This is a genomic window from Streptomyces sp. NPDC055506 (assembly GCF_053643595.1).
The window spans coordinates 15,695-40,347 of sequence record NZ_JBSHKH010000074.1; the positions used below are offsets into that span (position 1 = coordinate 15,695).

The window sequence follows — 24,653 nt, forward strand, 5'->3', positions numbered from 1 at the left end:
TGGTGCAGTAGTCGGAGGGCTGAGCCCGGGAGTTCCCGGCGAGGTCACCTACTCTGCTGGAAGTGGGAGTTGACCCTGCTTACGGACCGGGGCGGGCAGCGCTCCGGTGGCGACGCAGTGATCGAGGTAGCGGAAGACCATGTCCCGGTCGACGGAGGGGTACGTGATGCCGCTGCCGCGCAAACCGTTCACGACGTTGTCCGCACGGACACGCCCCAGGCGCAGGTCGGGTTCGGCGCCCCAGGAGTCGAAGAAGGCGAGCGTGGTCGCCGCCGCGCCGGACATGTGGGGAAGCTCGGCACGCCACTGGTCCAGCGGCATGCTCCGCAGGGTGTAGCCGTACTCCCCCAGCCAGTCATAGACATCACTCAGCCGCACGGGGGCGCCGTGGGCGTGGTTGAACACCCCCACTGCTGAAGGAGGTTGATTGAAGCAGAGGTGCACCAGGGCCTTCGCGACATGGTCGACCGGCGTCCAGACCTCCTCCTCGAACAGATCGGGCACGATGCCCGCCGGAACCCCCGCGCGCAGCACGCTCCACAGGAAGTCCCGCTCGTTCACGTAGCCGGTGGCGGACGGGCCGACGACGCGGCCCAGCCGGTGCACGGTGACCGGCATCCCCCGCTCGGCGGCTTGTTCGAGCAGGCGCTCGGCCGCCCACTTGGACTGCTGGTAGCCGTAGCGCAGTCCGGGGTGGGGCGGCAGGAACTCCTCCGGTACCTCGGGACTGAGGGCGAGGGGCGGGGCGACGGAGAGGGTGGAGATGAAGTGCAGGGGGGCCGACCGTACGGCCGCCATGCGCAACAGGTCCTTCGTGGAGCGGGTGTTGGCGGCGCGGAGGCTGGCGTAGTCACGCATGATGCTGACGGTCGCCGCATTGTGGAGGATCGCCCCGCAGGTGCGGGCAAGGTCGCTGAACGTCTGTTCGTCCACGCCGAGTCGGGGGCGGGCCAGGTCCGCGCATACCGCCGTGATGCGCTTCTTCGCTGTGTCGGGGAGGTGGATCCGGTGGGTTTCCAGGGCTTGGTGAAGGCGGGCGGTGGCCTCGGCGGAGCTTGGAGCGCGGACCGTGCAGACGACCTCCGTGTGGGTGCCGGTGAGGAGTTCGGTCAGCAGATGTACGCCGACGAAGCCGGTGGCGCCGGTGAGCAGGACCCTGTCCGGCGTGCCGTCCGTCCGAGGACTGTCGCCGGGCCGGATGTCCGGGTCGAGGACGGTGTCGGTGAGCAGGACCGTCGGAAGACCAGCGGCCGTCGACTGCCCCTGCCCCTCCAGGCACCGGGCCAGCCCGGCCGGGGTCGGGTGCTGGAACAGCCAGGCCACCTTCACCTCGCGGCGCAGTGCGACGCCGAGCCGGTTGGCGACCTGGATGGCTTGGAGCGACTGGGCGCCGAGGTCGAAGACGTCGTCCTGTGCGGACACGGCGGCCACGCCGAGCGTGCGCTGCCAGACGGCGGCGATGGTGCGCTCCAGCGAGCTGTGGGCCACTGCCACCTCCACCGCCACCGCCGACTCCTCGCCGGACGTGGCAAGCGCCGTCCTGTCGATCTTCCCGGAGCTCGTGCGGGGCAGGCGGTCCGGGAACTCGACGGCCGACGGGATCAGCGCGGCGGGCAGCACCGCGCGGAGCCGGTCCCGGATCGAGGCCACGGCCGGGGCGGGCCCGTCCGGGACGACGTACGCGCTCAGCCGCCGTGTTCCGTCGCCCAGTACCTGCCCGACGACAACGGCATCGCGGACTCCCGGATGAGTCACCAGGACACTCTCGACCTCGGCCGGGTGCACCCGGTGTCCGCTGATCTTGAACTCGGCGTCCGCACGGCCCAGATGGCGCAGCTGCCCGTCGTCGCCGATCCGCACCAGGTCACCGGTGCGGTAGGCGCGGGGCGCCCCGGGGAGTCGGTCGAGCGGGGCGAAACGGGAGGCGTCCGGGACCGGTTCCCCTCGGTAGCCGAGCGCCAGGTTGTCGCCCAGGAGGTGCAGTTCGCCGTCGGCGACCGCGGCGCGGGTGCCGGGGAGCGGCAGGCCGATGGGGACGTCCCCTGGGGCTAGGGAGGGGTCGTGGAGGTCGGCGACGGTGGCGACCACGGTGGCCTCGGTGGGACCGTAGGTGTTCAGCAGCCGGATCGATGTCCCCACGGCTTTGCGCCAGCCGTCGACCCGTGCCGGCAGGGCCGGTTCCCCGCCGATGACGACGGTGCGTACCTCGGCCGGCAAGGTCGCTGCACCGGTCGAGACGGCGTAGGCCAGTTCGTGCCAGTACGCCGTCGGCAGGTCGAGGAAGCTGATCCGCAGCCCGGCGCAGGCGTCAAGGAACCCGGGGACCGACTCGGTCATGTCGCCGGTGCGGACCACGAGGGTGGCGCCCGCGCAGAGGGTGAGGAAGAGCTCCTCGACGCTGGTGTCGAACTGGAGCGGGGCGAACTGCAGGACGCGGTCCCCGCGGTGGAGGCCGTAGCGGTGGGTGGCGCCGGACACGAAGTGTGCCAGGGCCCGGTGGCCGATCTCCACGCCCTTGGGGCGGCCGGTGGAGCCCGAGGTGTGGATGACGTAGGCGAGGCCGTCCAGCGTCGGTGCCGGTGTCGTCGGCGAGGCGGCCGCGGACTCGGGTTCCGGCTGGTCGAGTCGCAGAACCGTCCGGCCCGTGAAGTCGCCGGCGTGGGCGCCGGACGTCACCACGAGCGTGGGGCGGGCGTCGTCCAGCAGCTCGGCTCGGCGCGCCGGGGGCGCCGTCGGATCGAGCGGGCAGTAGGCCGCTTGGGACAGCAGGACACCGAGGACGGCGGTGACGGCCTCGATGCCGCGCGGCAGGGCTACGACCACCAGGTCGCCGTGGCCGACCCCGCGAGCGGACAGGCGGCCGGCGAGCGCGTGTGCCGAGTCGAGGAGTCGCGCGTAGGTGATGCCGCGCCCGTCATGCTCCACGGCGACGGATCCACCGCTTCGGGCCGCGTGGTCGGCGATCAGGGTGAGGACCGGACGCGCCGGGCCGGGCAGCGGACCTCCGTCCAGGACCTGGACCGCCTCGCGCGCACGCAGCTGCGCGAGCGGACGGTCGGGGGCGGCGACGGCTGCTTCGAGCAGGGAGAGCAGCCCCTCCTGGAACGTGGTGACGTCCGCCTCGTCGTAGAGGCCGGGGTTGGCGTCCACGGCGATGCGCAGGCATCCGCCCTCGGAGCGGTCGTAGACGTTGACGGACAGGTCGTCGACGGGGCCGGCGGAGACGTTGTGGACCGTGCTGCGGTGTCCGGCGAACCGCAGGTCGTACGCGAAGGGCATGATGTTGAGGCCCGGCCCGGACAGCCGGCGCTGTCCGCCGACGAGTCCGAGGTCGCGTCGCAGGTGCTCGTAGCGGTAGCGCTGGTGGGGCAGTCCGGAGCGGAGTTCGGCGGAGACCCGGGTGGCGAGGTCGCGCAGGCTGTCCGAGGGGGTGACGGTGACGCGCAGGGGCAGGATGTTGCGCACCATGCAGGGGACGCGCAGCGAGACGGAGCCGAGCCGTCCCATCGCCGGCAGGCTGAGGACGATCTCCGGGGCTCCGGTCGTGTGGTGCAGGTGAGCGGCGGTGACGGCCAGCAGGATTTCGGACCAGGTGACCTCGAGGTCGCGGGCGACGGCACGCAGCGGGGCTGTCCGAGCGGCGTCGAGGTCGGTCACCCGGCGGTGGAAGGTACGCGCGGGCAGGGCCGTGCGGCCGGCGGGTGTGGCCACGGGCGGCTTGTCCGCGTAGCGGTCCGTCCAGTGGGCGCGGTCCTGGGCGAAGCGGGGTGACTCGCGGTACGTCCGCTCCTCGTCCCGTACCGAGGCCAGAGTGCCGAAACCGCTGTCCTCGACCGGCTCGCCCGCCGTCAGGGCCGTGTAGACCTGGGCGACCCTGCGGGCGACCAGGGACAGGCCGAAGCCGTCGAGGGCGATGTGGTGGACGCGGTGGTACCAGAGGTACTCCTCCGGTGCGACGCGCAGCAGGGCGTGGCCGAAGAGGGGGCCGCGCGTCAGGTCGACGGGACGGGCCATGTCCTGGTCCATCCAGGCCAGCGCCGCCGCGTGCGGGTCGGGTTCGGTGCTGAGGTCCGCCATGTGCGGTCGCCAGTCGGTGACCGGGGCGTCGATCTGCCAGGGGCGGCCCTCATCGTCGACGACGAAGGCGACGTTCAGCGCCTCCGTCTCCGCGACCACGTGGCGCAGCGCCGCGTCGAAAGCGGACGGGTCCACCGGTCCGTGGATGTGCGCGTACTCGGCGGTGTTGTAGGCGGGACTGTCCGCGTCGAGCTGCTGGCCCGTCCAGATGCCTTCCTGGGCGGGCAGCAACGGGTGGCGCACCGCTGTCACGTGGTTCCTCCCCGAGGTGCGGAGAGCAGCTGCCACCACTGGGCGAAGGAGGTGCACTCGGCGAGGTCGACGAAGGTCACGTCCACGCCGGTCTCCCGCCACCGTTCGATGAGGGTGACGACGCGCAGGGAGTCCAGTCCCGCGTGGAAGGGGTTCTCGTCGAGGTCGACTTCGTCGGGCCGCTGGTGCAGGAACTCCGCCAGGTCGGCGCGGAAGCCCTCCAGCGTGAGGGGAGCGGGCATGTCGTTCTCTCTCGATGGGCCGTGGTGGCCGGTCAGTTGACCTTGCGTATGGAGTCGCCCCAGAAGCGGTCGCGCAGTTCCCGGCGCAGGATCTTGCCGCTGGGGTTGCGCGGGACGCTGTCGATGAACTCGTAGCGGGCGGGCAGCTTGAAGCTCGCCAGCCGCGGGACGAGGAAGGCGTGCAGATCGCGGGGCTTGGGCTGTTGCCCGGCCGTGGGGACGACGAAGGCGTGCACGTACTCGCCCCAGCGTTCGTCGGGGGCGCCGACGACGACCGCCTCGGCGACTGAGGGGTGGCTTTCCAGGACGTTCTCGATCTCGGCGGGGTAGACGTTCTCCCCGGCGACGAGGACGGCGTCCTTGATCCGGTCGCGGATGAAGAGGTAGCCGTCCTCGTCGACGTATCCGGCGTCCCCGGTGTGGATCCAGCCGTCGACCAGCGTCTCGGCGGTCTTGTCGGGCAGTCCCCAGTACTCGACCATGTGCGCGGGCGTGGCCAGGCAGACCTCCCCGAGGGCGCCCGGCGGCAGTTCGCGGCCCTCCCCGTCGATCACTTTGACGCGGACTCCCGGGTAGGGGCGGCCCGCGGCCTGCATGAGGGGGCTGCCGGGGACGTGGGCGGCCGGTGGCAGGCAGACGGCGGTGTTGCCGGTCTCGGTCAGGCCGTAGATCTGGGCGAACTCGCAGTCGAGGACGGCGAGGCTCTCCTCCAGCAGGGCCTCGGAGATCGGGGAGCCGCCGTAGACCGTCTTGCGCAGGGTGGTGAAGTCCTCGGCGCCGACGCCGGGTTCCGTCAGCATCATGCGGAGCATGGCGGGCACGACGCAGGCGGTGGTGACGCCGAGGTCGCGGATGAGGTCGACGGCTCGGCGGGCGGCGAAGGCACGCATCGCGACGACCGTGGTGCCCGCGTTGAAGTTCTGGGTGGCCCACCACAGCCCGCCGATGTGGAATCCGGGGATGCCGATCAGGGCGATGTCGCCGGCCCGCCAGTCGATCCAGTCCAGCCCCTCGCTCGCCAGGGCGTCCCGGATCGCGAAGAAGCTGCGGTGGGCGAGGACGACGCCCTTGGGCAGTCCGGTGGTGCCGCTGGTGTAGAGCTGGGCGACGGGGGTGTCGGGGGTGGCCTCGAACTCCGTGTCATGGTGCGGGTGCGGTGCCCGCCATTTTTCCAGGGAGCCCAGGTGTACGACGGTTTCGGGCTCCGTCTCGACGGCCGCCGCGAACTCCTCTTCCACGAACAGCAGCCGGGTGCCGGAGTCCCGGAGGATGTGGCTGACCTCGGGTGCGGTGAGCCGCCAGTTGACCGGGACGAGGACGGTGCCGCTCTTGGCGCAGCCGAAGAGGATCTCGTAGTAGTGCTCGGACTCCTTGCCGAGGTAGGCGACCCGGTCACGGGGGGTGAGCCCGGCGGCGCGCAGGGCGTGGGCGACGCGGTTGCTCTCGCGGTGGAGGCCGGCGTAGGTCAGGGTGCGGCCCTCGCAGAGCACCGCCGGGTGGTCCGGTCGGCGCTCGGCGTGGTGCCGGGTGGTCTGGACGAGCGTCTTCATGGTCGAGTCCTTCCGCGTTCAGGGGACGTTGACGAACGCGAGGGTCGCTTCGCCGTCGCAGCGGCCCGATGCGGCGTCCCGGTAGCGGAAGGCGGTCTCGGCGTGCAGGAACGGGGTGCCGTCGGCTCGGGTGCGCCGGGTGACGGACCGGAACTCCATCTCACCGGAGAAAGCGCGGGGAGCGACCGGGCGCCGGAAACGCGCCGAGAAGCGGGCGATGAGAATGTCCGGCAACTGGTGCTTCCAGAAGTCGTCCAGCGTCCAGGATTCGAACCCCGTCCCGATCCCTTCTTTCACGGACTTGGCGACGAGGTAATACATCATCTGGTTGTAGCAGATGTTCACCTCGACGGAATTCAGGTGTCCGGTGTCGTCGATGTAGCACGATTCAGGTATCACGAAGTCGCAATGGGCGGAAACGCGACCGTCCGTTTCCGTCACGACAGCGGAGCGCAGGTATTTGCAGTGCTCCTTGTAGGGCGTCAGCACCTGGGCCAGCAGAGCCTCGTCCGTCATGCCGCCCCCGTCCCGTCGTGGAGCCCGCGCTCGTCGTGCACGGTGACGCGGTGGGAGACGGCCGGCTCGGGCGTGCTCGTGTGCCGGGCGCGGTGGACGAGGCTGCGGTTGTCCCAGACCAGCAGATCGCCCTTCTCGAAGCCCTGCAGGTGGATGTTCTCGTGCTCGAAGGCCTCGTCGAGCTGACCGGTGGCGTCGAACAGCCGCTTCAGCAGCTCCTCTTCAATTGGCCGGCCGCTCTCGTCCTCGATGCCGACCGTGAAGCCCTCGCTGATGTAGAGGACCGTCTCGCCGGTCATGGGGTGGGTGAAGGTGGTCGGCTGCCGGACGGCCGGGGTCTTCCGTTCGACCTCGTCGATGATTTCGGAGAGCGGCCGGTAGACGTCATGGGGCCGGATCTTGAAGTACTTCCGCACGGAGTGTCTGCAGTACGTTCCGGCGATCTCCTTCTTGAGATCCTCGGGCAGTTTCTCGTACGCCCGGCCCATGTCGATGAAGTACGTGCCACGGTTTTGCCGTGGAACGACGCGGGGGTGGATCAGGGTGATTCCGAAGGGGTCCGGCATGAACTGGTAGTCGGCGTGCCAGAACTTGCCCGTTTTCGGTACGCCGATCTGTTTGCCGTTCTCCGGCACGTTGGAGGACACGAATATCTCCGGGACCTCCGGATGCCGGTACATCGGCTCGTAGTACGTCTCGGGGCGGCCGAGCCGCTTGCCGAGTTCCAGGAATTCCTCGGGGGTGAGGTCCTGGCCCTTCAGGATCGCGATCTTCCGCGTGTAGACGGTGTTCTTGAGCGCCGCGATGTCGGCGTCCGAGGCGGTGGTGTGGTCGAAGCCCTCGACCGTCGCACCCATCGCGTCGCCGGGCTGTTCCTTGATCTGCATGACGGGGTGTCCTTTCGTGGGTTCAGACGGCTGCGGTGGTGCCGGTGGGCCTGCGGAGGAGGAGCAGCGCGAGCGCACCGCAGCCGATACCGCCCGCGATCACGAAGACGGCGGTACGGATGCCGTCGAGGAGCCCGGGGCCGGATCCGCTCGGCCCGACTCCCCCGGCGACGGCGACCAGTACGGCGAGGCCGACCGCTCCGCCCACCTGGAGGGTGGTCGACGCCAGCCCCGAGGCGATGCCCTGGTCTTCCGGGGCCACTCCGGCGGACGCGGCGATCCACATCCCCGTCCACGCGGCCCCTTGACCGAGGCCCAGCAGCACGATCCCCGGGAGCAGCGCGGGATATGAGCCGTCCGAGGCGAGCGCCAGGCCGAGTGCCGCGGCCCCGGCGGCACCCAGCGCCAGGCCGCCCACCAGCATGCGGCGCGTCCCGAAGGCGGACACGGCCCGTTCGCCCGCCTGCGTACCGAGGGCCACCACCACGGCGGGCACGAGGAACGCGAGCCCGGTCGCGACCGGGCTGTAGCCGTGGACGGTCTGGAAGTACAGGGTCAGGAAGTACGGCACCGAGCTGAACGTGGCGCTGAACAGGGCGGTCACCCCCATGGCCGTGAGCAGGCCGGGGTGGGCGAACAGCCTCGCCGGCATGAGCGGATCACGGGACCTTGCCTCGATGACGGCGAACAGCGTCAGCAGACCGGCCGAGAGGGCCGCGCTCGTGAGGGCCGTGGGAGTGCCCCAGCCGTCCACGGGGGCCCGCACCAGCAGGAACACCAGAAGTGTGACCCCGCCCGTCGCCGTCAGCGCGCCCGCCGCGTCGAAGTGCCGAGAGCGGTCGAGCGGGCCGTCCCCGGGGAAGAGCGACCACGCGGCGACCGCGAGGGCCACGGCCACGGGCACGTTGACAAGGAACACGGCCGGCCAGCCGAACACCTCCACCAGGAAGCCGCCGAGGAGAGAGCCGAAGCAGAGCCCGCCGGCGCCGGCGGCACTCCACACCGCCAGGGCGCGATTCCGGTCCGGTCCCTCGTCGTACAGGGTGTTGATCAGGGACAGTGTCGCCGGGAACAGCAGCGAGCCGCCGATCCCCTGGACCGCCCTGGCGGCGATCATGACGCCGGGTGACTCCGAGACTCCGCCCACGAGGGAGGACCCCGCGTACAGCAGAGCCGCCAGGACGAACATCCGGCGTCGGCCGAGCAGATCCGCGGCCCGGCCGCCCAGCAGCAGGAAGCCCCCGGTGGCCACGACATAGGCGCTCACCACCCACTGCAGGTCGTGGCCGGAGAAGCCCAGCCCGGTGCCGATGCGGGGCAGCGCGACGTACACGATGTTGTAGTCGAGCGAGATGACGAGCTGCCCCGACGCCAGCACGAGCAGAGGAAGCCCGAGCGGCTTTCGCGGCGCGGTCCTTCCCGGTTGAGTCGTGGCCGTCATCGGTCACCCCCGCCCTCTCCCATGAGCCGGCGGACCTCGGTGATGAGGGCGACCAGTGCCCGACGCTCCGGAACGGTCGTCTCCGGGTGCCAGAGGTCGATCAGCAGGCAGGTCCGTGGCCTGGTGCCGTCGTTACGTGCCTCGTGCTCGAAGGAGTAGTCGAAGAGCAGGCACTTCCCCTCCTCCCAGGAGCGGCTCTCCCCCGCGACCGTGATGCTGCACCCTTCGGGGATGTCCACGGCGAAATGCAGATTGATGCTGAAGTTCCATAGATCGCAGTGGGGTTGGATGACGGCGCCCGGCAACAGGGTGGAGAAATGGCATTCCAGAAGAGGGCAGATCCTGTCCGTGTCGACAGCGACGTCCTTCAGTACCTGATATGCGGTCGGAACTGTGGTGGCCGATTCCTCGACCAGGCCCCCCTTGCGGTAGAGGTACAGGGCCTGCCAGTCCTCCTGGCGTCTCAGATAGTGCTCGTAGTCGGCGAACGCCTCCCGGCGTGCCTCCCATGCGCTGAGCAGCTCCTTCTTGATGACCCGGTGACGAGCCTCCAACTCCTGTACCAAGGGCGCCAGTTCGGCGTAGGCGTACGGATCGTGCCACGGGATGGGCGAGAGGCCCGGCATGATCCACTTGGCCGCCTTCTGCAGCGGATGCCGTTCGCCCCCGCCCGGCTCCAGCATCTGCTCGACCCGGGTGATCGATTCCGCGCCGAATTCCGCTCTGACGGCGACGAGGGCATTCTCTATCTCTGGTGTCACACGGTTCTCCGCGCCCTCGAGCTGTTCTGTCGGGCTGGTAGTCGGTCGGGGGCGGGCTTGAGTTCCCCGCTTATTCGGATCACGTTTACTCGTCCAGGAGCGCGACGAGGGTCGCCCGGGCCCGTGCCACCCTCGAACGGATCGTGCCCACGGGGCAGCCGCCGGCTTGCGCGGCGTCTTCGTAGGGCAGCCCTGCCAGTTGGGTGAGGACGAACGCCTCACGGCGCTCGGTCGGCAGCGCGTCCAGCAGGTCGAGCAGGGCCACGCCGTCGTCGAAGCCGGGCAGACCGGTCGGCTGGGCGCGTTCGGCCCATGCCGTCCAGTCGTCGACATCGGCCGACTTCGGCCGCGTGGCGGCGTACCGCAGGCTGTCGACGACCGTGCGGCGCGCGATGGACAGCAGCCAGGTGCGCGCCGACGAGCGCCCCTCGAACCGGTGCAGGCTGCCGAGCGCCCGCAGGAACGTGTCCTGCGTCAGATCGTCGGCCAGCTGCCGGTCGGCGGAGAGGTAGGTGACATAGCGGACGACGTCCGGATGCAGTGCGCGGACGAAGCGGTCGACGGCGTCGGGGTCGCCGGTCCGGGCGGCGAGAGCCCAGGCCGTGGCGCGGTCGTCGCGGACAGGAGTGATCACCTGATGTCCTTCTCGGGTGATCCGGGACCGGTTCGGCAAGGCGGCACGGGTGAACGCGCCAGGGCCGAAGGTTCCCGGGACGGTAATGGGATGGATCCGGCTGTCTCAGAGGACAGCGGTCCCGGCCGGAGGCCCCCGAGAGGTGATCGTGTACGCGAAGGTGAGACGCGGGAGCCGCTCAGCGCGCTCGCGCGTCGGCCGCAGTCGGGGCCTACGGGGCGGGAGGGGCAGCGACAGTGGCCGCCGCAGCGGCGCGGCCAGCCGGCCCGCGACCGCCCGCAGTAGACGGAACGCGGCCTGCTCGCCGAACGCCAGCCACACACCGGTCAGCAGAGCGGCCAGCAGATGGGCGGCGAGCATGCCGAGCGACGACGTGTCGCCGGTGCCATGGGCCATGTGGGCCGTGTGGGCCATATGGCCCAGGTGCTCGGTGTGCGCCGCGTGGCCCATGTCCATCGAGCCCATGTGTGGCGGGCCCATGTGCATGGAGCCCATGTGCATCGAGCCCATGTGTGGCGGTGCCCCGGCACCCGTGCGGGAGCCCGCCGCCGACTGGCCCCACGAGAAGGCCGAGTGGAGCGCTCCTTGGGCGACGACGACCACGAACACGACCAGCGGAAAGCCCCGTTCACGGCCCGCCAGTGCCCAGCCGGCTCCGCTCGTGACGGCGAACCCGGCGGCCAGTGTCCGCCACGGCACGGTGGCGGCGGACATCAGTACATGCCCGAGGGCGGCGAGCAGCACGCAGACGGCCGCGAACACCGCGGCCCGCACCGTGCGCGCACCCCACCCGACGGTCATGACGGCTGCTCAGCCCCGGTCCTGTCCTGGACGGACCACCACCGCGAGGGACTTCACAGCCCCGCTGTGTTCGAAGTGCAGCGTGAAGGCGACGAGGTCGCCGGTCCGCCAGCCGCCCTTCTTCACGGGCACGATCACGTCGAAGCCCGCCGGTGACATCACGAGGCTCCTCCCGGCCGGGATTCCGACCGAGGACACCGTCCGGTCGGAGGCCGTGTTGGAACTGGTCATGACGTGGCGGCTCAGGGTGAGCCCGCGGTCACCGGCCTCGGCGGTGGTCACCCTCAGCAGCCGGTCCGGCGCGCCTCCGCTGTTGGTGATGCGGAAGAAGGCTGCCGTGTCCGGGGTGGTACCGGTGGGCGCGAACACCTTGCCGTCGGTGACCGTGATCGAGGCCGGGGTGCCGGCGTTGCCGTAGGCGGTCCAGACACTCAGTCCGCCCAGTGCGAGCCCGCATGCGGCGACGGGTGCGACCGCGGCGAGGAGGGTGTCGGCGAGCCTGCGGCGGGTCGGGCGCCAGGGGCGCTGTCCGGTCATCGGGTATCTCTCCGGGCAGCGGGGGAGGTTGAGCGCGGGGGCTGCCAGGCGCGCAGTCGCAGGCTGTTGGCGACGACCAGCAGCGAGCTGGCCGACATCGCCGCGGCGGCGAGCATCGGGTTGAGCAGGCCCGCCATGGCGAGCGGGACGGTGACGACGTTGTAGCCGAAGGCCCACACCAGGTTGGCGCGGATCGTCGCCAGCGTGCGCCGGGCGAGCCGGACCGCGTCCGCCAGGGCCTCGATGTCGCCGCGCACGAGCGTGACGTCGGCGGCGCCGACGGCCACGTCGGTGCCGCCGCCCATGGCGATGCCCAGATCGGCACCCGCCAGCGCGGCCGCGTCGTTCACACCGTCACCGACGACCGCGACCCGGTACCCCTGCTCTCTCAAGTCCCGTACGAGGTCGGCCTTGTCCTCGGGGGTGCGGCGGGCGTGCGCCTCCTCGATGCCGAGCGCCTGTGCGACGGCCCGGGCGGGCGCCTCACGGTCGCCGGTGGCCAGGACGGGCCGTACTCCGAGGCGCCGCAGCCGGTCCACGGCCCGGTAGCTGCCGGGCCGCAGGACGTCCCCGACCCCGATCAGGGCCTCGGCCTTGCCGTCCACGCGGACCAGCACAGGCGTATGAGCGGCAGCCTCGGCCCCGGCCAGCGCTTCCGCCAGTTCCCCGGGCAAGTCGTCGTCGGGGGCGAGGACTTCGACTAGCCGTCCCTCCACGAGCCCCCGCACGCCACGTCCGGGCAGCGCGCTGAACTCGCTCACGTCCGGCAGCCTCCGCTCGCCCTGCTCCCGCCGCGCGTAGGCACAGAGGGCCCGCCCCAGCGGATGCTCCGACCCCTGTTCCACCGCCCCGGCCAGCCGCAGTACCGCCGCCCTTCCGAGCCCGTCGGATACGGCCGTGAGCCGGGAGACGGTCATGTGCCCGGTGGTGAGGGTGCCGGTCTTGTCGAGCACGACGGCGTCGAGATGCCGAAGCCCTTCCAGGGCCTGCGGGCCGGTGACCAGAACGCCCAGCTGTGCGCCCCGGCCGGTCGCGGCCATCAGCGCGGTCGGGGTCGCGAGGCCCAGCGCGCACGGACAGGCGACGACCAGGACCGCGACACACGCGGTGAGCGCGGCCTGCGGATCGGCACCGGCGCCCAGCCAGAACCCGAGCGTGGTGACGGCCAGAGCGAGCACGACCGGCACGAACACCCCGGCCACCGAGTCGGCCAGCCGCTGGGCGCGCGCCTTCCCGGCCTGTGCCTCGATCACCAGCCGGGTGATCCGGGCGAGCTGTGTGTCGGCTCCGACGGCCGTGGCGCGGACGAGCAGCAGGCCGCCGGCGTTGACGGCTCCGCCCACCACCGCTGATCCCGGTCCGACTTCCACGGGTTCGCTCTCGCCGGTGACCAGGGACAGGTCGACGGCCGAACTGCCCTCCGTCACCTGCCCGTCGGTGGCGACCCGCTCGCCCGGCCGTACGAGGAAGACCTGTCCGGCCCTCAACTCCTCGATCGGGACGAGCCGTTCCGAGCCGTCGTCCGTCCGGACGGAGACCTCCTTGGCCGCGAGCATGGCCAGCGACCGCAGCGCCTCCCCGGTCCCGTGCCGCGCCCGCGCCTCCAGGAACCGCCCGGCGAGCACGAACAGCGGTACACCCACGGCCGCTTCGAGGTAGAGGTGGGCGACGCCGTCCGAGGCGGTGGGCACGAGGGTGAACGGCATCCGCATCCCGGGGTCGCCCGCGCCCCCGAGGAAGAGCGCGTACGCCGACCAGGCGAAGGACGCCACCACGCCCAGCGACACGAGCGTGTCCATGGACGCCGCCGAGTGGCGCAGCCCCCGGACCGCCCGTGTATGGAAGGGCCAGGCGCCCCACACGGCCACGGGCGCGGCGAGTACGAAGCACAGCCACTGCCAGTTGCGGAACTGCAGCACGGGCGCCATGGACAGGACCAGCACGGGCAGCGCGAGCAGGGCGGTGACGACCAGCCGGTGCCGTTCCCGCCGGGTGTCCTCGGCATCGTCGCCGTGATCGTCCGCCGGTTCCTCCTCCCTGGGCGGCTCGGGCAGGGCGGCGGTGTAGCCCGCTTTCTCGACGGTCGCGACGAGTTCCTCCGGACCGATGTCCGCCGGATGGCTCACGCGAGCCGTGCCGGTGGCCAGGTTGACCGTCGCGGTGACGCCGTCCAGCCTGCCGAGCTTCTTCTCGACCCGGGCCACGCAGGCCGCGCAGGTCATGCCGCCGACGGTGAGGTCGGTCGTCACCAGAACGGCCCCCGGTTCGGCCCCCATCAGCCGTGCCCTCCCTGCATGCCGTCCATGTCTCCCATGCCGCCGCCACCGCTCGGAGCGCCGCCGTCGCCGCTCGTGCTGTCGCCGTGCATGCCGGGCGCGACAGGACCGGCGGCGACGCCCACGGCGTAGGACACCGCGAAGATCAGCACCAGCAGCAGGAGGAAGCCACAGAGCGCGGGTGGAGGTGCCACTTTCCGCGAGCTCCTGCCCGCGCTGCTCGAAGGGGACTGCCGAGCCTCGTCCATCAACCGCGTCTCCAGGTCATGTCGTACGACGTCGCCGGGATCGCGTCGCACCGCTTCAGTGGTCGGACGGGCCGTCAGCCGAGTTCCGGAGGGCGTATATGGCGCCTGTCACACGCGGCCGGAGCGCTACGCCGAACGTACGACTTAGGCATATTTTCTCCGCTCTTGTTCCACCTATGAGCAGGGGACGAACGCCGAATCAGCCAGAGCAGCGGGAGAGCGCGCCCATGACCGGGACAGCCGACGCGCACCAGAACTCCTCTCAGCCCCTGGCCGACTGTGCCGCCGAGCCGATCGCCGGCATCCTGGCCGAATTCGTGGACAAGCGCATGGGGAAGCGGATCGCCCAGGGCCAGGACCCGGTGCTGCGGCCGGTCTTCGTCAAGTACCACGGCACCGCACGGGGGGTGCTCACGGTCGCCCCCGATCTGCCGCCGGACCTCTGTATCGGATTCCTCAAGGCCGCCCGGGACCAGGAAGGCGGTCTGACCGCCTGGGTCCGTTTCTCCAGCGACATCCTGCCGGACCGTCCGGACTTCCGCCGGACCCTCGGCATGGGCATCAAACTGTTCGGCGTTCCCGGCCCGAAGCTGCTGGAGGACGAGGGGCAGACGGACACGCAGGATCTCGTCCTGCAGAACCATGACGTGTTCTTCGTCGACACCGCCCGGGACATGTGCGAATTCCAGCAGGACCCGGTCGCGTACCAGAACGCACATCCGGAGACGCGCAGCATTCTGCAGGCCATGCGCAAGCCGGAGGAGAGCACGCTGACGGCCAGGTACTGGGGCGTGCTGCCGTACGCGTTCGGGGCCGACCGCCATGTGAAGTACGTGCTCGCGCCGGTCTCCTGCCCGCCCGGTGACCCGCAGGCGGCGCCCCCTGAGGAGGACCCCTCGTCGAGGCGGTCCCCGGCGGCTGGTGGTACACGGCCAGGGTTCCGGCCGGACGGCTGGTCGCACACCTCACCGACACCGACCTGACCCACTCGGCCCTGCGCACCGCCGAGGGCTTCCTCGCCGCGATCGGGCACACCCGCCACGTCCGTACCCGACTCGACGGCTACGACCCGGCCCATGCCCCGGCGCCGCGCTGGACCGCGGCCCACGGGCTGCGGCTGTGCCCGGCGGCGGGCCCCGGATGGATCGCCGCCGGAGACGCCGCCCTCGCCTTCGACCCGCTCTCCTCCCAGGGCATCCTCACCGCCCTGCACACCGGGGCCCGCGCCGGCCGAACCGTCGATCTGTGCCTGTCCGGCGAGACGGCCGCACTCGACGACTACTCCCTGTTCCTCGACGCGATCACGGACGCCTACGAGCGGCATCACGCCGAGACCTACGCCCAGGAGCGACGCTGGCCGGAGCACACGTTCTGGGAACGTCGCGCACCCGCGACGGCCTGAGGCCGCCCGCATGGCTTCGATCTACATGACTTCGACCTACATGACTTCGATGCTGATGATGCAGGTGTCGTCGTCCGTGTCGGATCTGCTGTACGTGAGCAGGTGGTCGAGGCGCTGGTCGAGGGTGGTCTTCTTGGCGCTGGCGGTCACCAGGAGGTGCTTCAGGGACTCCTCCATGGAGCGGTCCCTGCGTTCCACCAGTCCGTCGGTGTACATCAGCAGCGCGTCGCCGACCTCCAGCCGCATCTCGGCTTCCTGGTAGGTGATGTCCGACGCCGCGCCGAGCAGCAGCCCCTTGAGCAGGGGCAGGGTCGTCGCCTCCGCGTCCCGTACGAGAACCGGCGGCAGATGTCCGGCGCGGGCCCAGCGCAGGACCCGGCTCGAGGGGTCGTACAGCGCGCAGACGGCGGTCGCCGTCACCGAGTCGGAGAGGTGGTGGGCGACGCTGTTCAGCCAGGCCAGCAATTGGGCCGGGCCGGCTCCGGTGACGGCCAGGCCGCGCAGGGCGTTGCGGAGCACGACCATGCTGGTGGCCGCCTCGATGCCGTGCCCGGCGACGTCCCCGACGCTCAGCAGGATGTGCTTCGAGGGCAGGACCACGGCGTCGTACCAGTCGCCGCCCACGAGGTGATCGGTCTCGGCGGGCCGGTAGCGAACGGCGGTGCGCAGTCCGGGCGCGTCCAGGGGTGCCGCCGTGGAGGGCATGATGGCCTGTTGCAGTTGCAGGGCCAGTCGGTTCCGCTCCGCGGACTGCTGTTCGCTGTGGGCGAGTTGGTCGCGGGTGGCGGCGAGGGCGACCTCCGTCCAGTGCTGGGCCGAGACGTCCTGGTAGGCGCCGCGCACGGCGAGCAGGCTGTCGTCGATGTCCACGACGGGTTCGGCGACCACCCGGATGTGGCGGGTCACCCCGTCCGGGCGCAGCAGGCGGAAGGCCTCCGACGCCGGCTTGCGGTGGTGCAGGACGGTCCGCAGGAAGCGGCCGATGGCGACGGCGTCGTCCGGGTGGGCGTGGGCACGCAGGTCCTCGACGGGGGCGGGCCCGTCGGACTCCTCCCTGCCGTAGAGGGCGAACAGCTGACTGTTCCAGGTGATCTCGCCCGTGACGAAATTCTCCTCGAAGCCGCCGATCCGGCCGAGGCGTTGGGCGTGCTCGAGCAGGTTGGCCAGGCGTGCCACCTCGTCCTCGATCCGCCAGATCAGCAGCACACTGTCGCCGTGCCGGGTCATGCTGACCTCGGCGACGGAGGACAGCGGCACCTGGTCCACGAGCGCGGTGAGCGTCATGTGACCGGCCCGGAACGGCTCGCCCGTGGCGTACACCCGTTCCAGGTGACTGAAGAGGCCGTTCTCGTCGGCCGCCAGGGGATACGCCTCCAACAGCAGTGCGCCGTCGACGGTGCTGCGGGGGCGCCCCGCGGGGTCGCGGAAGCCGTGGTTGACATGGTGGATGCGGAAGTCGCTGAGATGTCCGGTGTCGTCCACCTGGGGGATGAGCACCAGCGCGGGGTCGTACAGCGAGTCGGCCAGGTCCGTCAGTTCCGACAGGCCGGTCCTCGGCGTCGGGCCGTCGGGCGGCGAGGAAGAGGCGGGAGAGTGGATCTCCAGGGTGTGGGCGCACAGTTCCGCCAGCGCTTCGAACTGCCGGACGACGGCGGGTGGTTGCTCGACCAGCGGGGTCGGCCAGCAGATCTCGAGCACTCCGTGGATCCGCCCGCCCACGCCGGTGGGGACGGCGACCCTTCCGCCGTCGGGCTGGTGGGTACGGCCGATGGTCGGAGGCCCGGCTGCCAGGGACCGGACCCATTCGGGCCTGCGCTCGGTCAGCGCGGTGCGGGCGACGGTCGCCACGCCCGGCGGCACATAGCGCCAGCGCTCCGCCTCTCCCTCGGGAAACCCGGAGCTGCCCGCGAGTGTCAGGGAGCCGTCGGCGCCGGCCGCCCAGATCGCCACACCGGTCACCCCGAGCGGTTCCAGGGCGTGCTGCAGCAGGGAGTCGGCGACCGCCTGGGTGTCCTCGGCGGCCAGTGCACTGCTCTCCGCCGTGCGCAGCCGTACGGCGTCGGACAGGGCGGACGGTACGGCCGGCGGGGTGCGGACCGCCGTCGCGAAGTCGACCGCGACCTCGGTCAAGCGGTCGCGTGCCGCCTGGTTGATGATGTCGACGGCCAGTTCGAGAGGGGTCATCGCCGACTGTTCGGCGAGTTCGGCCAGTTGCCGGGCCGCTTCGGCGGGACCGCAGTGCAGGCGCTCGACGAGCACGCCCTTGGCGAGATCCAGGAGGGCGCGTCCATCGGCCGCGGCGTGCGCCGCCTGCACCTCGTGGCGCAGGCGTTCCACCGTGACGGCCAGCCGGCCGACCGGAGAGGCCAGCGGTCCGCCGGGCGGCTCGGCGACCGGTAGGACGTCACCCTCGGCGGGCTCGGTGGGCGGCGGGCCCGCCGCAGTGCCCTGCTGTCGCGGCTCAGCGTCCCGGGAGGGGTCCCCGGACAGATCGGTGTTGCTCACGTGGACGCTTGCTCCTTCTGACCCGCACACCGTGTGGGAGGCGTCGTGATGTCGGTGGGTTTCGGCGTCATGAGGACAGCCAGTGCCGCACGCAGGCGATGAGGTCGTTCGCGTCGACGGGCTTCGTCACGTAGTCGCTGGCGCCGGCCGCCAGGCTCTTCTCCCGGTCGCCCGGCATGGCCTTGGCGGTGACGGCGACGATCGGCAGGCCCCGGTACTCGGGCATCTTCCTGATCTCGGCGGTCGCAGCGTACCCGTCCATCTCCGGCATCATCACGTCCATCAGCACGAGCCGGATCTCGGGGTGCGCGGTGAGGATGTCGATGCTCTTGCGGCCGTTCTCCGCGTGCAGCACACGCAGGCCGTGCAGTTCGAGGATGCCGCTGAGTGCGAACAGGTTGCGGGCGTCGTCGTCGACGACGAGCACCGTGTGTCCCGCCAGGGCGACGTCGACCTCCGGCGCCGCGCCCAGGCTCTCCTCCATCCGCACGAGCGGCACGACGTCCCCGGGCTGCTCGGCCGACAGGTGCAGGGTGATCCGTTCCTTCAGCTCGTCCAGGCTCGACAGCACCTCCAGGGGACGGTTGTCCGCCCGGGCCTGCAGGGCGGCCTCCTGAGCCGCGCTCGGACGGTGGTTGTTGTGGACGAGGACCGGAACGGTGGCCAGCGCGGCGTCGCCGTCCACGGCCTCGAGCAGCCGCGGGCCCTCGCCGTCGGGCAGATCCATGCTGAGGACGACGCAGTGGCAGGGCCCCGCGGCCAGGGCGGAGGCCGCCTCCTGGGCGTCCATGGCGGTGACGATCTCCACGGCGTCGTGCTGGTCCCGTGCGGCGCGGCTGTGGTCCAGGTCGGCGACGGCGCTCTCGGCGACCACGGAGAGCAGTCCGCGCACGCGCTCCTCGACGATCAGCAGCCGCCGTGTGTGCGGTACCGGGAGTGCGGGGGCCGTGCCCGGACGCTGTCCCTCGGCCGGCCCGCCGGCGCTGTCCTCGTCCTGCGTGCCGTCCGGCCGTGGCGCGGCGGGGAGCTCCTCGAAGTCGGCGCGTGCCACCGGAAGATAGAGCGTGAAGGTGCTGCCCTGTCCCGGATTGCTGTCGACGGTCACCGCGCCGCCCAGCAGATGGGCGATCTCCCGGGTGATGGACAGGCCAAGTCCGGTGCCCCCGTATTTGCGGCTCATGGTGCCGTCCGCCTGCTGGAAGGCGCCGAAGATGGTCTCCAGCTGCTGCTCGGGAATGCCGATGCCCGTGTCCTCGACGCGGAAGGCCACCACGGGCCCGCCGCGGTGCACGTTCCCGGGTACGTCGTCGTCGGCCGCCGGTTCGATGTGCAGCTCGACGCCGCCCCGCTCGGTGAACTTCACCGCGTTGGACAGCAGATTGCGCAGCACCTGGCGCAGCCGCGCGTCGTCCGTGACCAGGTCGGCGGGCGCGCCCGGGGCCCTGGTGATGGCGAAGGTCAGGCCCTTCTGGGTGGTCATCGGCCGGAAGGTGGCCTCGACGTAGTCCAGAAGGCGGCGCAGCGGGACGCGTTCGGGGGCGATGTCCATCTTCCCCGCCTCGACCTTCGACAGGTCGAGGATGTCGTTGATGAGCTGCAGCAGGTCGGAGCCGGCGGAGTGGATGATGCCCGCGTACTCCACCTGCTTCGGCGTCAGGTTCCGGGAGGGATTCTGGGCCAGCAGCTGGGCGAGGATGAGCAGGCTGTTGAGCGGGGTGCGCAGTTCGTGGCTCATGTTGGCCAGGAACTCCGACTTGTACTTGGAGGCCAGCGACAGTTGCTTGGCGCGGTCCTCCAGCTCCTGGCGGGCCTGCTCGATCTGCAGGTTCTTCGCCTCGATGTCCCGGTTCTGCGTGGCCAGCAGGGTGGCCTTCTCCTCCAGCTCCGCGTTGGACCGCTGCAGCTCGCCCTGGCGGACCTGCAACTCGTCGGAGCGCACGCGCAGTTCCTCGGCCAGTCGCTGGGACTCGCCGAGCAGTTCGTCGGTGCGGGCGTTGGCGAGGATGGTGTTGACGTTGACGCCGATGGTCTCCCGCAGCTGCCCCAGGAAGTCCTGGTGGATCTGGGTGAACCGGGTGACCGAGGCGAGCTCGATGACGCCGAGCACCTGTTCCTCGACCGTGATGGGCAGCACCGTCAGCGAGGTCGGAGTCGTCCTGCCGAGCCCGGACGAGATGGTCACGTAGTCGGCCGGGAGCTCGTCCACGGTGATGGTGCGGCGGTTGCGTGCCGCCTGGCCGATCAGGGTGTGCCCGAGGGGAATGCGCTCGAGGCGGTCGCCGTCGGCGGGGTAGCCGTAGGAGCCGATGAGCCGCAGTTCGACGCCGGTACCGGTCTCCTCGGCCAGGTAGAACGCCCCGTACTGGGCGGAGACCAGCGGCGTCAGCTCGTCCATGATGAGTTCGGCGACGACGTCCAGGTCGCGGTGGCCCTGCATGAGGGAGGACACCCGGGCCAGGTTGGACTTGAGCCAGTCCTGTTCCTGGTTGGCCTGGGTCGTGTCCCGCAGGGACTCCACCATCGCGTTGATGTTGTCCTTGAGTTCGGCCACCTCGCCGGAGGCGTCCACCGTGATCGACCGGGTGAGGTCGCCCTCGGCGACGGCACTGGCCACCTCGGCGATCGCCCGCACCTGGCGGGTCAGGTTGCCGGCCAGCTCGTTCACGTTCTCGGTGAGCCGCTTCCAGGTGCCCGAGACGCCCTCGACCTCGGCCTGTCCGCCGAGCCGGCCCTCGCTGCCCACCTCCCGGGCCACGCGGGTGACCTCGGCGGCGAACGACGAGAGCTGGTCGACCATCGTGTTGATCGTGGTCTTGAGTTCCAGGATCTCGCCGCGCGCGTCGACGTCGATCTTCTTGGACAGGTCGCCGTTGGCGACGGCCGTGGTCACCAGCGCGATGTTGCGGACCTGCCCGGTCAGGTTGTTCGCCATCGAGTTGACGTTGTCGGTGAGGTCCTTCCACGTCCCGGCGACGTTGGGCACATGGGCCTGGCCGCCGAGGCGTCCCTCGGTGCCGACCTCCCGGGCCACGCGGGTCACCTCGTCGGCGAAGGCGGACAGGGTGTCGACCATGGTGTTGATCGTCCCGGCCAGCGCGGCGACCTCCCCCTTGGCCTCCACGGTGATCTTCTGGGACAGGTCGCCGCGGGCCACGGCGGTGGCCACCTGGGCGATGGAGCGGACCTGCCCGGTCAGGTTGGAGGCCATCACGTTGACGTTGTCGGTGAGGTCCTTCCAGGTGCCCGAGACCCCGCGCACGGTGGCCTGGCCGCCGAGGTTGCCCTCGGTGCCCACCTCGCGGGAGACCCTGGTGACCTCGTCGGCGAAGGACGACAGCTGGTCGACCATCGTGTTGATGGTCTCCTTGAGCTTCAGGATCTCGCCCCGGGCGTCCACGCGGATCTTCTGCGACAGATCGCCCTGCGCCACGGCGGTGGTCACCTCGGCGATGGAGCGGACCTGGGCGGTGAGGTTGTCGGCCATGAAGTTCACCGAGTCGGTCAGGTCCCGCCAGGTGCCCCGCACGCCCTTGACGTCCGCCTGCCCGCCGAGCCGGCCCTCGGTACCCACCTCCCGCGCCACCCGCGTGACCTCGTCCGCGAACGCCGAGAGCTGATCGACCATCGTGTTGATGGTGTTCTTCAACTCCAGGATCTCGCCCCGCGCGTCGACGTCGATCTTCTGCGACAGGTCGCCCTCGGCGACGGCGGTTGCCACTTGGGCGATGTCACGCACCTGGGTGGTCAGGTTGCCGGCCATGGCGTTGACCGAGTCGGTCAGATCGGCCCACGTTCCGGAAACCCCCGGTACCTGGGCCTGACCGCCCAGCGTGCCCTCGGTACCGACCTCGCGTGCCACACGGGTCACCTCGGAGGTGAACAGCGACAACTGGTCGACCATGCCGTTGAACACGGACGCGATCTCGCCGAGCAGGCCGCCGGCCTCCTCCGGCAGCCGGGTGCCGAAGTCGCCGTCGCGCACCGCGGTCAGCCCGGCCAGCAACCGCCGCAGCTCCGGCTCTCCCGGCACCACGCCCGGATCCTGGATCGCGGTCCCCGCCTTGTCCATGCTCTCCCTCTCCCCGAACACCCCACGGCATTCGCTCCGACATTCAGACCTGCCGTCAACTGTCGGAATTCTCGCCCCCACCGGCCGCTACGAACGCTCTCATCGTATGGCCCGGCCGGCCTCTGACTTGATTCCGGCAAGTATTGTCACTCGACAACGGCCGTAGGTCGACCGGCAATCCTCCCGGTCATCGACCGGGCCGCAATCACCCGTTCGCATGAGCAACGGAAAAATTCAAATATGGTGTCGACTCGGCGTCTTCGCCGATTCGATTGTGATCGGTATCGTCCGCCCCGACGTCCCGGGTACACGCCTCAGCAGCCCGTACGAGGAGGAGCACCATGGCCGAGCGCCGGCAGGGACACGCGTCGGACGACGGGTCCGCGTCGCCGACACCCGAGGCCCGTGGGACGAACACGCACGACACGGTGCGGCTGGCGGTGATCATCGGTGCTCTCGGCGTGGTCTTCGGCGACATCGGGACCAGCCCGATCTACACCCTCCAGACGGTGTTCAACCCGAGCGACCCGCACCCGGTTCCGGTCAGCACGGACAATGTGTACGGGGTGGTGTCCCTGGTGTTCTGGTCGGTGATGATCATCGTCACGGTCACCTATGTGCTGCTGGCGATGCGCGCCGACAACGACGGCGAGGGCGGCATCATGGCGCTGATCACCCTGCTGCGACGGTGGAGTTCACAGCGTGGGCGCCGGGCCGCCGCCGCACTCGCCGCCCTGGGCATCTTCGGTGCGTCGCTGTTCTTCGGCGACAGCATGATCACACCGGCGATCTCGGTGCTGTCCGCGGTCGAGGGACTCAAGGTCGTCCAGCCGTCGCTGGAGGACGCGGTCGTGCCCATCACCGCGGTGATCATCGTGCTCCTGTTTCTCGTGCAGCGCAGGGGAACCGCCGCGGTGGGCCGGGTGTTCGGCCCGATCATGATCGCCTGGTTCGTGGCCATCGGCGCGTGCGGTGTCGTCGGCATCGCCGACCACCCGGACATCCTCAAGGCGCTGTCACCGACGTACGCGCTGGGCTTCCTGTTCGGCCACTGGGGCACCGCCTTCTTCGCCCTGGCCGCGATCGTCCTCGCGGTCACCGGCGCCGAGGCGCTCTACGCCGACATGGGGCACTTCGGACGCCGGGCGATCACCCGGGGCTGGCTGTTCCTCGTCCTGCCCGCCTGTGTGCTGAGCTACATGGGCCAGGGCGCGCTGATCCTCGACGATCCGGAGAACATCAGGAGCCCTTTCTTCCTGCTGGTGCCCGGCTGGGGACGCTGGCCGATGGTCCTGCTCGCCACGGCGGCGACCGTGATCGCCTCCCAGGCGGTGATCACCGGGGCGTACTCGGTCGCCTCCCAGGCGGCCCAGCTGGGCTATCTGCCGAGGCTGCGCATCGCGCACACCTCCGAATCCACCATCGGCCAGATCTACGTCCCGTGGATCAACTGGCTTCTGATGGTCTCGGTCCTCACCCTGGTCTTCGCCTTCCGCGCCTCCGAGGCGCTGGCCTACGCGTTCGGCATGGCGGTCACCGGCACCATCACGATCACCACCTTGCTGTTCTTCTACGTCGCCCGTGCCAAGTGGGGTACACCCCGCTGGCTGCTCGCCATCGGCGCGGGTGTGCTCCTCTTCGTGGACCTGCTGTTCGTGGCGGCCAACATGACCAAGCTCGTCCACGGCGCGTGGCTGCCGCTGCTGATCGGCCTCACCGCGTTCACCGTCATGACCACCTGGCAACGCGGCCGGGCCCTCGTCACGACGGAACGGGTGCGCCAGGAAGGCCCGCTGCCCGAGTTCGTCGAACGCCTCCGCGCGGGGGACGAGCCGACGGTCCGGGCGCCCGGCACGGCCGTCTTCCTGAACCGGGGGAAGGAGACCGCGCCCCTGGCGATGGTGGCCAACGTCGAGCACAACCACGTGCGGCACGACCATGTCGTGATCCTGTCCATCAAGACCGAGCCCGTGCCCCGTGTCCAGGCCGACCAGCGGATCGCCGTCGACGACCTCGGGTACGCCGACGACGGGATCATCCACGTCACGGCCCGGTTCGGCTACATGGAGACACCGGACGTGCCCGGCACCCTGGCCCTGCTCGACCCGGCCGACACCGAAGGGCCGCTGCAGCTCGACCAGGCGTCCTACTTCCTGTCGAAGATCGAGCTCCGGCGCGGGAAGGCCTCGACGATGGCGCCCTGGCGCAAGCGGCTGTTCATCGCCACCTCCTACATCACGGCCGACGCCGCCGAGTACTTCGGCCTGCCCCGCGAGCGCACGGTCATCATGGGCTCGCAGATCGAGGTCTAGGGTCCTGCCGCTGCGACACCGCCTCCGCCGGCCGTCGGGTGCGGGGCCGCGTGCCCCCCCCCAGAAGCGACCCGCGGAATCCCGGACACGGCAGGGGAGTACACGCCCCCTAGGGTGCCATCCCGCACCAAGTAAACCAGGCG

Annotated in this window: 16 protein-coding genes; 2 read left to right on the top strand and 14 right to left on the bottom strand. The window is 70.7% G+C overall.

What is annotated here, in order from left to right:
- Positions 1-48 precede the first annotated feature (48 nt).
- The 12 genes from ACWIF2_RS25570 to ACWIF2_RS25625 all read right to left on the bottom strand — a co-directional run bounded on the left by ACWIF2_RS25570 (position 49) and on the right by ACWIF2_RS25625 (position 14,168).
- Entirely contained in the window at positions 49-4,329 is a 4,281-nt protein-coding gene (locus ACWIF2_RS25570; RefSeq protein ID WP_454362976.1) for an amino acid adenylation domain-containing protein, read from the bottom strand.
- Positions 4,326-4,571, bottom strand: coding sequence for a phosphopantetheine-binding protein (locus tag ACWIF2_RS25575; protein ID WP_454362977.1), 246 nt, complete (start codon positions 4,569-4,571; stop codon positions 4,326-4,328). The genes ACWIF2_RS25570 and ACWIF2_RS25575 overlap by 4 nt, the downstream gene beginning before the upstream one ends.
- Positions 4,572-4,603: 32 nt before the next feature.
- Positions 4,604-6,121 (bottom strand): long-chain-fatty-acid--CoA ligase, encoded by a 1,518-nt coding sequence (locus tag ACWIF2_RS25580; RefSeq protein ID WP_454362978.1) that lies wholly within the window; start codon positions 6,119-6,121, stop codon positions 4,604-4,606.
- Positions 6,122-6,139: 18 nt separating this feature from the next.
- Positions 6,140-6,637, bottom strand: coding sequence for a (2E)-enoyl-ACP glycyltransferase (gene scoD / locus ACWIF2_RS25585; RefSeq protein WP_454362979.1), 498 nt, complete (start codon positions 6,635-6,637; stop codon positions 6,140-6,142).
- Positions 6,634-7,524 carry a (3R)-3-[(carboxymethyl)amino]fatty acid oxygenase/decarboxylase gene (gene scoE / locus ACWIF2_RS25590; RefSeq protein ID WP_454362980.1) on the bottom strand — a complete coding sequence of 297 codons (891 nt, stop codon included), beginning with the start codon at positions 7,522-7,524 and terminating at the stop codon, positions 6,634-6,636. Before scoE ends, scoD begins: the two co-directional genes overlap by 4 nt.
- A 22-nt stretch (positions 7,525-7,546) precedes the next feature.
- Complete coding sequence (locus ACWIF2_RS25595) at positions 7,547-8,965, bottom strand: MFS transporter (protein WP_454362981.1); 1,419 nt, start codon at positions 8,963-8,965, stop codon at positions 7,547-7,549.
- Positions 8,962-9,726 (bottom strand): aspartyl/asparaginyl beta-hydroxylase domain-containing protein, encoded by a 765-nt coding sequence (locus tag ACWIF2_RS25600; RefSeq protein ID WP_454362982.1) that lies wholly within the window; start codon positions 9,724-9,726, stop codon positions 8,962-8,964. The genes ACWIF2_RS25595 and ACWIF2_RS25600 overlap by 4 nt, the downstream gene beginning before the upstream one ends.
- Positions 9,727-9,811: 85 nt before the next feature.
- A complete protein-coding gene (locus tag ACWIF2_RS25605; RefSeq protein WP_454362983.1) occupies positions 9,812-10,360 on the bottom strand; it encodes a sigma-70 family RNA polymerase sigma factor in 549 nt (182 codons plus the stop codon).
- 105 nt (positions 10,361-10,465) lie between these two features.
- A complete protein-coding gene (locus ACWIF2_RS25610) occupies positions 10,466-11,161 on the bottom strand; it encodes a hypothetical protein (protein ID WP_454362984.1) in 696 nt (231 codons plus the stop codon).
- A 9-nt stretch (positions 11,162-11,170) separates the two neighbouring features.
- Complete coding sequence (locus ACWIF2_RS25615; RefSeq protein WP_454362985.1) at positions 11,171-11,698, bottom strand: copper chaperone PCu(A)C; 528 nt, start codon at positions 11,696-11,698, stop codon at positions 11,171-11,173.
- A complete protein-coding gene (locus ACWIF2_RS25620) occupies positions 11,695-13,974 on the bottom strand; it encodes a heavy metal translocating P-type ATPase (protein WP_454362986.1) in 2,280 nt (759 codons plus the stop codon). Before ACWIF2_RS25620 ends, ACWIF2_RS25615 begins: the two co-directional genes overlap by 4 nt.
- Positions 13,974-14,168, bottom strand: coding sequence for a hypothetical protein (locus ACWIF2_RS25625; protein ID WP_454362987.1), 195 nt, complete (start codon positions 14,166-14,168; stop codon positions 13,974-13,976). Before ACWIF2_RS25625 ends, ACWIF2_RS25620 begins: the two co-directional genes overlap by 1 nt.
- A gap of 281 nt (positions 14,169-14,449) precedes the next feature.
- On the opposite strand from ACWIF2_RS25625, the gene ACWIF2_RS25630 reads away from it, so the two are divergent.
- On the top strand, positions 14,450-15,205 hold the full coding sequence (locus tag ACWIF2_RS25630; RefSeq protein WP_454362988.1) for a hypothetical protein: 756 nt from the start codon (positions 14,450-14,452) through the stop codon (positions 15,203-15,205).
- A 455-nt stretch (positions 15,206-15,660) separates the two neighbouring features.
- On the opposite strand, the gene ACWIF2_RS25635 is transcribed toward ACWIF2_RS25630, so the two are convergent.
- Both ACWIF2_RS25635 and ACWIF2_RS25640 read right to left on the bottom strand, forming a co-directional pair.
- Positions 15,661-18,129: a SpoIIE family protein phosphatase gene (locus tag ACWIF2_RS25635; protein ID WP_454362989.1), complete on the bottom strand. Its 2,469-nt coding sequence runs from the start codon at positions 18,127-18,129 to the stop codon at positions 15,661-15,663.
- A 67-nt stretch (positions 18,130-18,196) separates the two neighbouring features.
- Positions 18,197-22,198 (bottom strand): HAMP domain-containing protein, encoded by a 4,002-nt coding sequence (locus ACWIF2_RS25640; protein ID WP_454362990.1) that lies wholly within the window; start codon positions 22,196-22,198, stop codon positions 18,197-18,199.
- Between the two features lie 341 nt (positions 22,199-22,539).
- Between ACWIF2_RS25640 and ACWIF2_RS25645 the strand changes: the two genes are divergently transcribed.
- Positions 22,540-24,510: a potassium transporter Kup gene (locus ACWIF2_RS25645; protein ID WP_454362991.1), complete on the top strand. Its 1,971-nt coding sequence runs from the start codon at positions 22,540-22,542 to the stop codon at positions 24,508-24,510.
- Positions 24,511-24,653: the final 143 nt, after the last annotated feature.

What these genes read in the sequence shown, in the direction of transcription:
- ACWIF2_RS25575 (WP_454362977.1), bottom strand. Translation starts at nt 4,571, where the DNA reads ATGCCCGCTCCCCTCACGCTGGAGGGCTTCCGCGCCGACCTGGCGGAG.
- ACWIF2_RS25580 (WP_454362978.1), bottom strand. Translation starts at nt 6,121, where the DNA reads ATGAAGACGCTCGTCCAGACCACCCGGCACCACGCCGAGCGCCGACCG.
- scoD (WP_454362979.1), bottom strand. Translation starts at nt 6,637, where the DNA reads ATGACGGACGAGGCTCTGCTGGCCCAGGTGCTGACGCCCTACAAGGAG.
- scoE (WP_454362980.1), bottom strand. Translation starts at nt 7,524, where the DNA reads ATGCAGATCAAGGAACAGCCCGGCGACGCGATGGGTGCGACGGTCGAG.
- ACWIF2_RS25595 (WP_454362981.1), bottom strand. Translation starts at nt 8,965, where the DNA reads ATGACGGCCACGACTCAACCGGGAAGGACCGCGCCGCGAAAGCCGCTC.
- ACWIF2_RS25610 (WP_454362984.1), bottom strand. Translation starts at nt 11,161, where the DNA reads ATGACCGTCGGGTGGGGTGCGCGCACGGTGCGGGCCGCGGTGTTCGCG.
- ACWIF2_RS25615 (WP_454362985.1), bottom strand. Translation starts at nt 11,698, where the DNA reads ATGACCGGACAGCGCCCCTGGCGCCCGACCCGCCGCAGGCTCGCCGAC.
- ACWIF2_RS25620 (WP_454362986.1), bottom strand. Translation starts at nt 13,974, where the DNA reads ATGGGGGCCGAACCGGGGGCCGTTCTGGTGACGACCGACCTCACCGTC.
- ACWIF2_RS25630 (WP_454362988.1), top strand. Translation starts at nt 14,450, where the DNA reads ATGACCGGGACAGCCGACGCGCACCAGAACTCCTCTCAGCCCCTGGCC.
- ACWIF2_RS25640 (WP_454362990.1), bottom strand. Translation starts at nt 22,198, where the DNA reads ATGGACAAGGCGGGGACCGCGATCCAGGATCCGGGCGTGGTGCCGGGA.
- ACWIF2_RS25645 (WP_454362991.1), top strand. Translation starts at nt 22,540, where the DNA reads ATGGCCGAGCGCCGGCAGGGACACGCGTCGGACGACGGGTCCGCGTCG.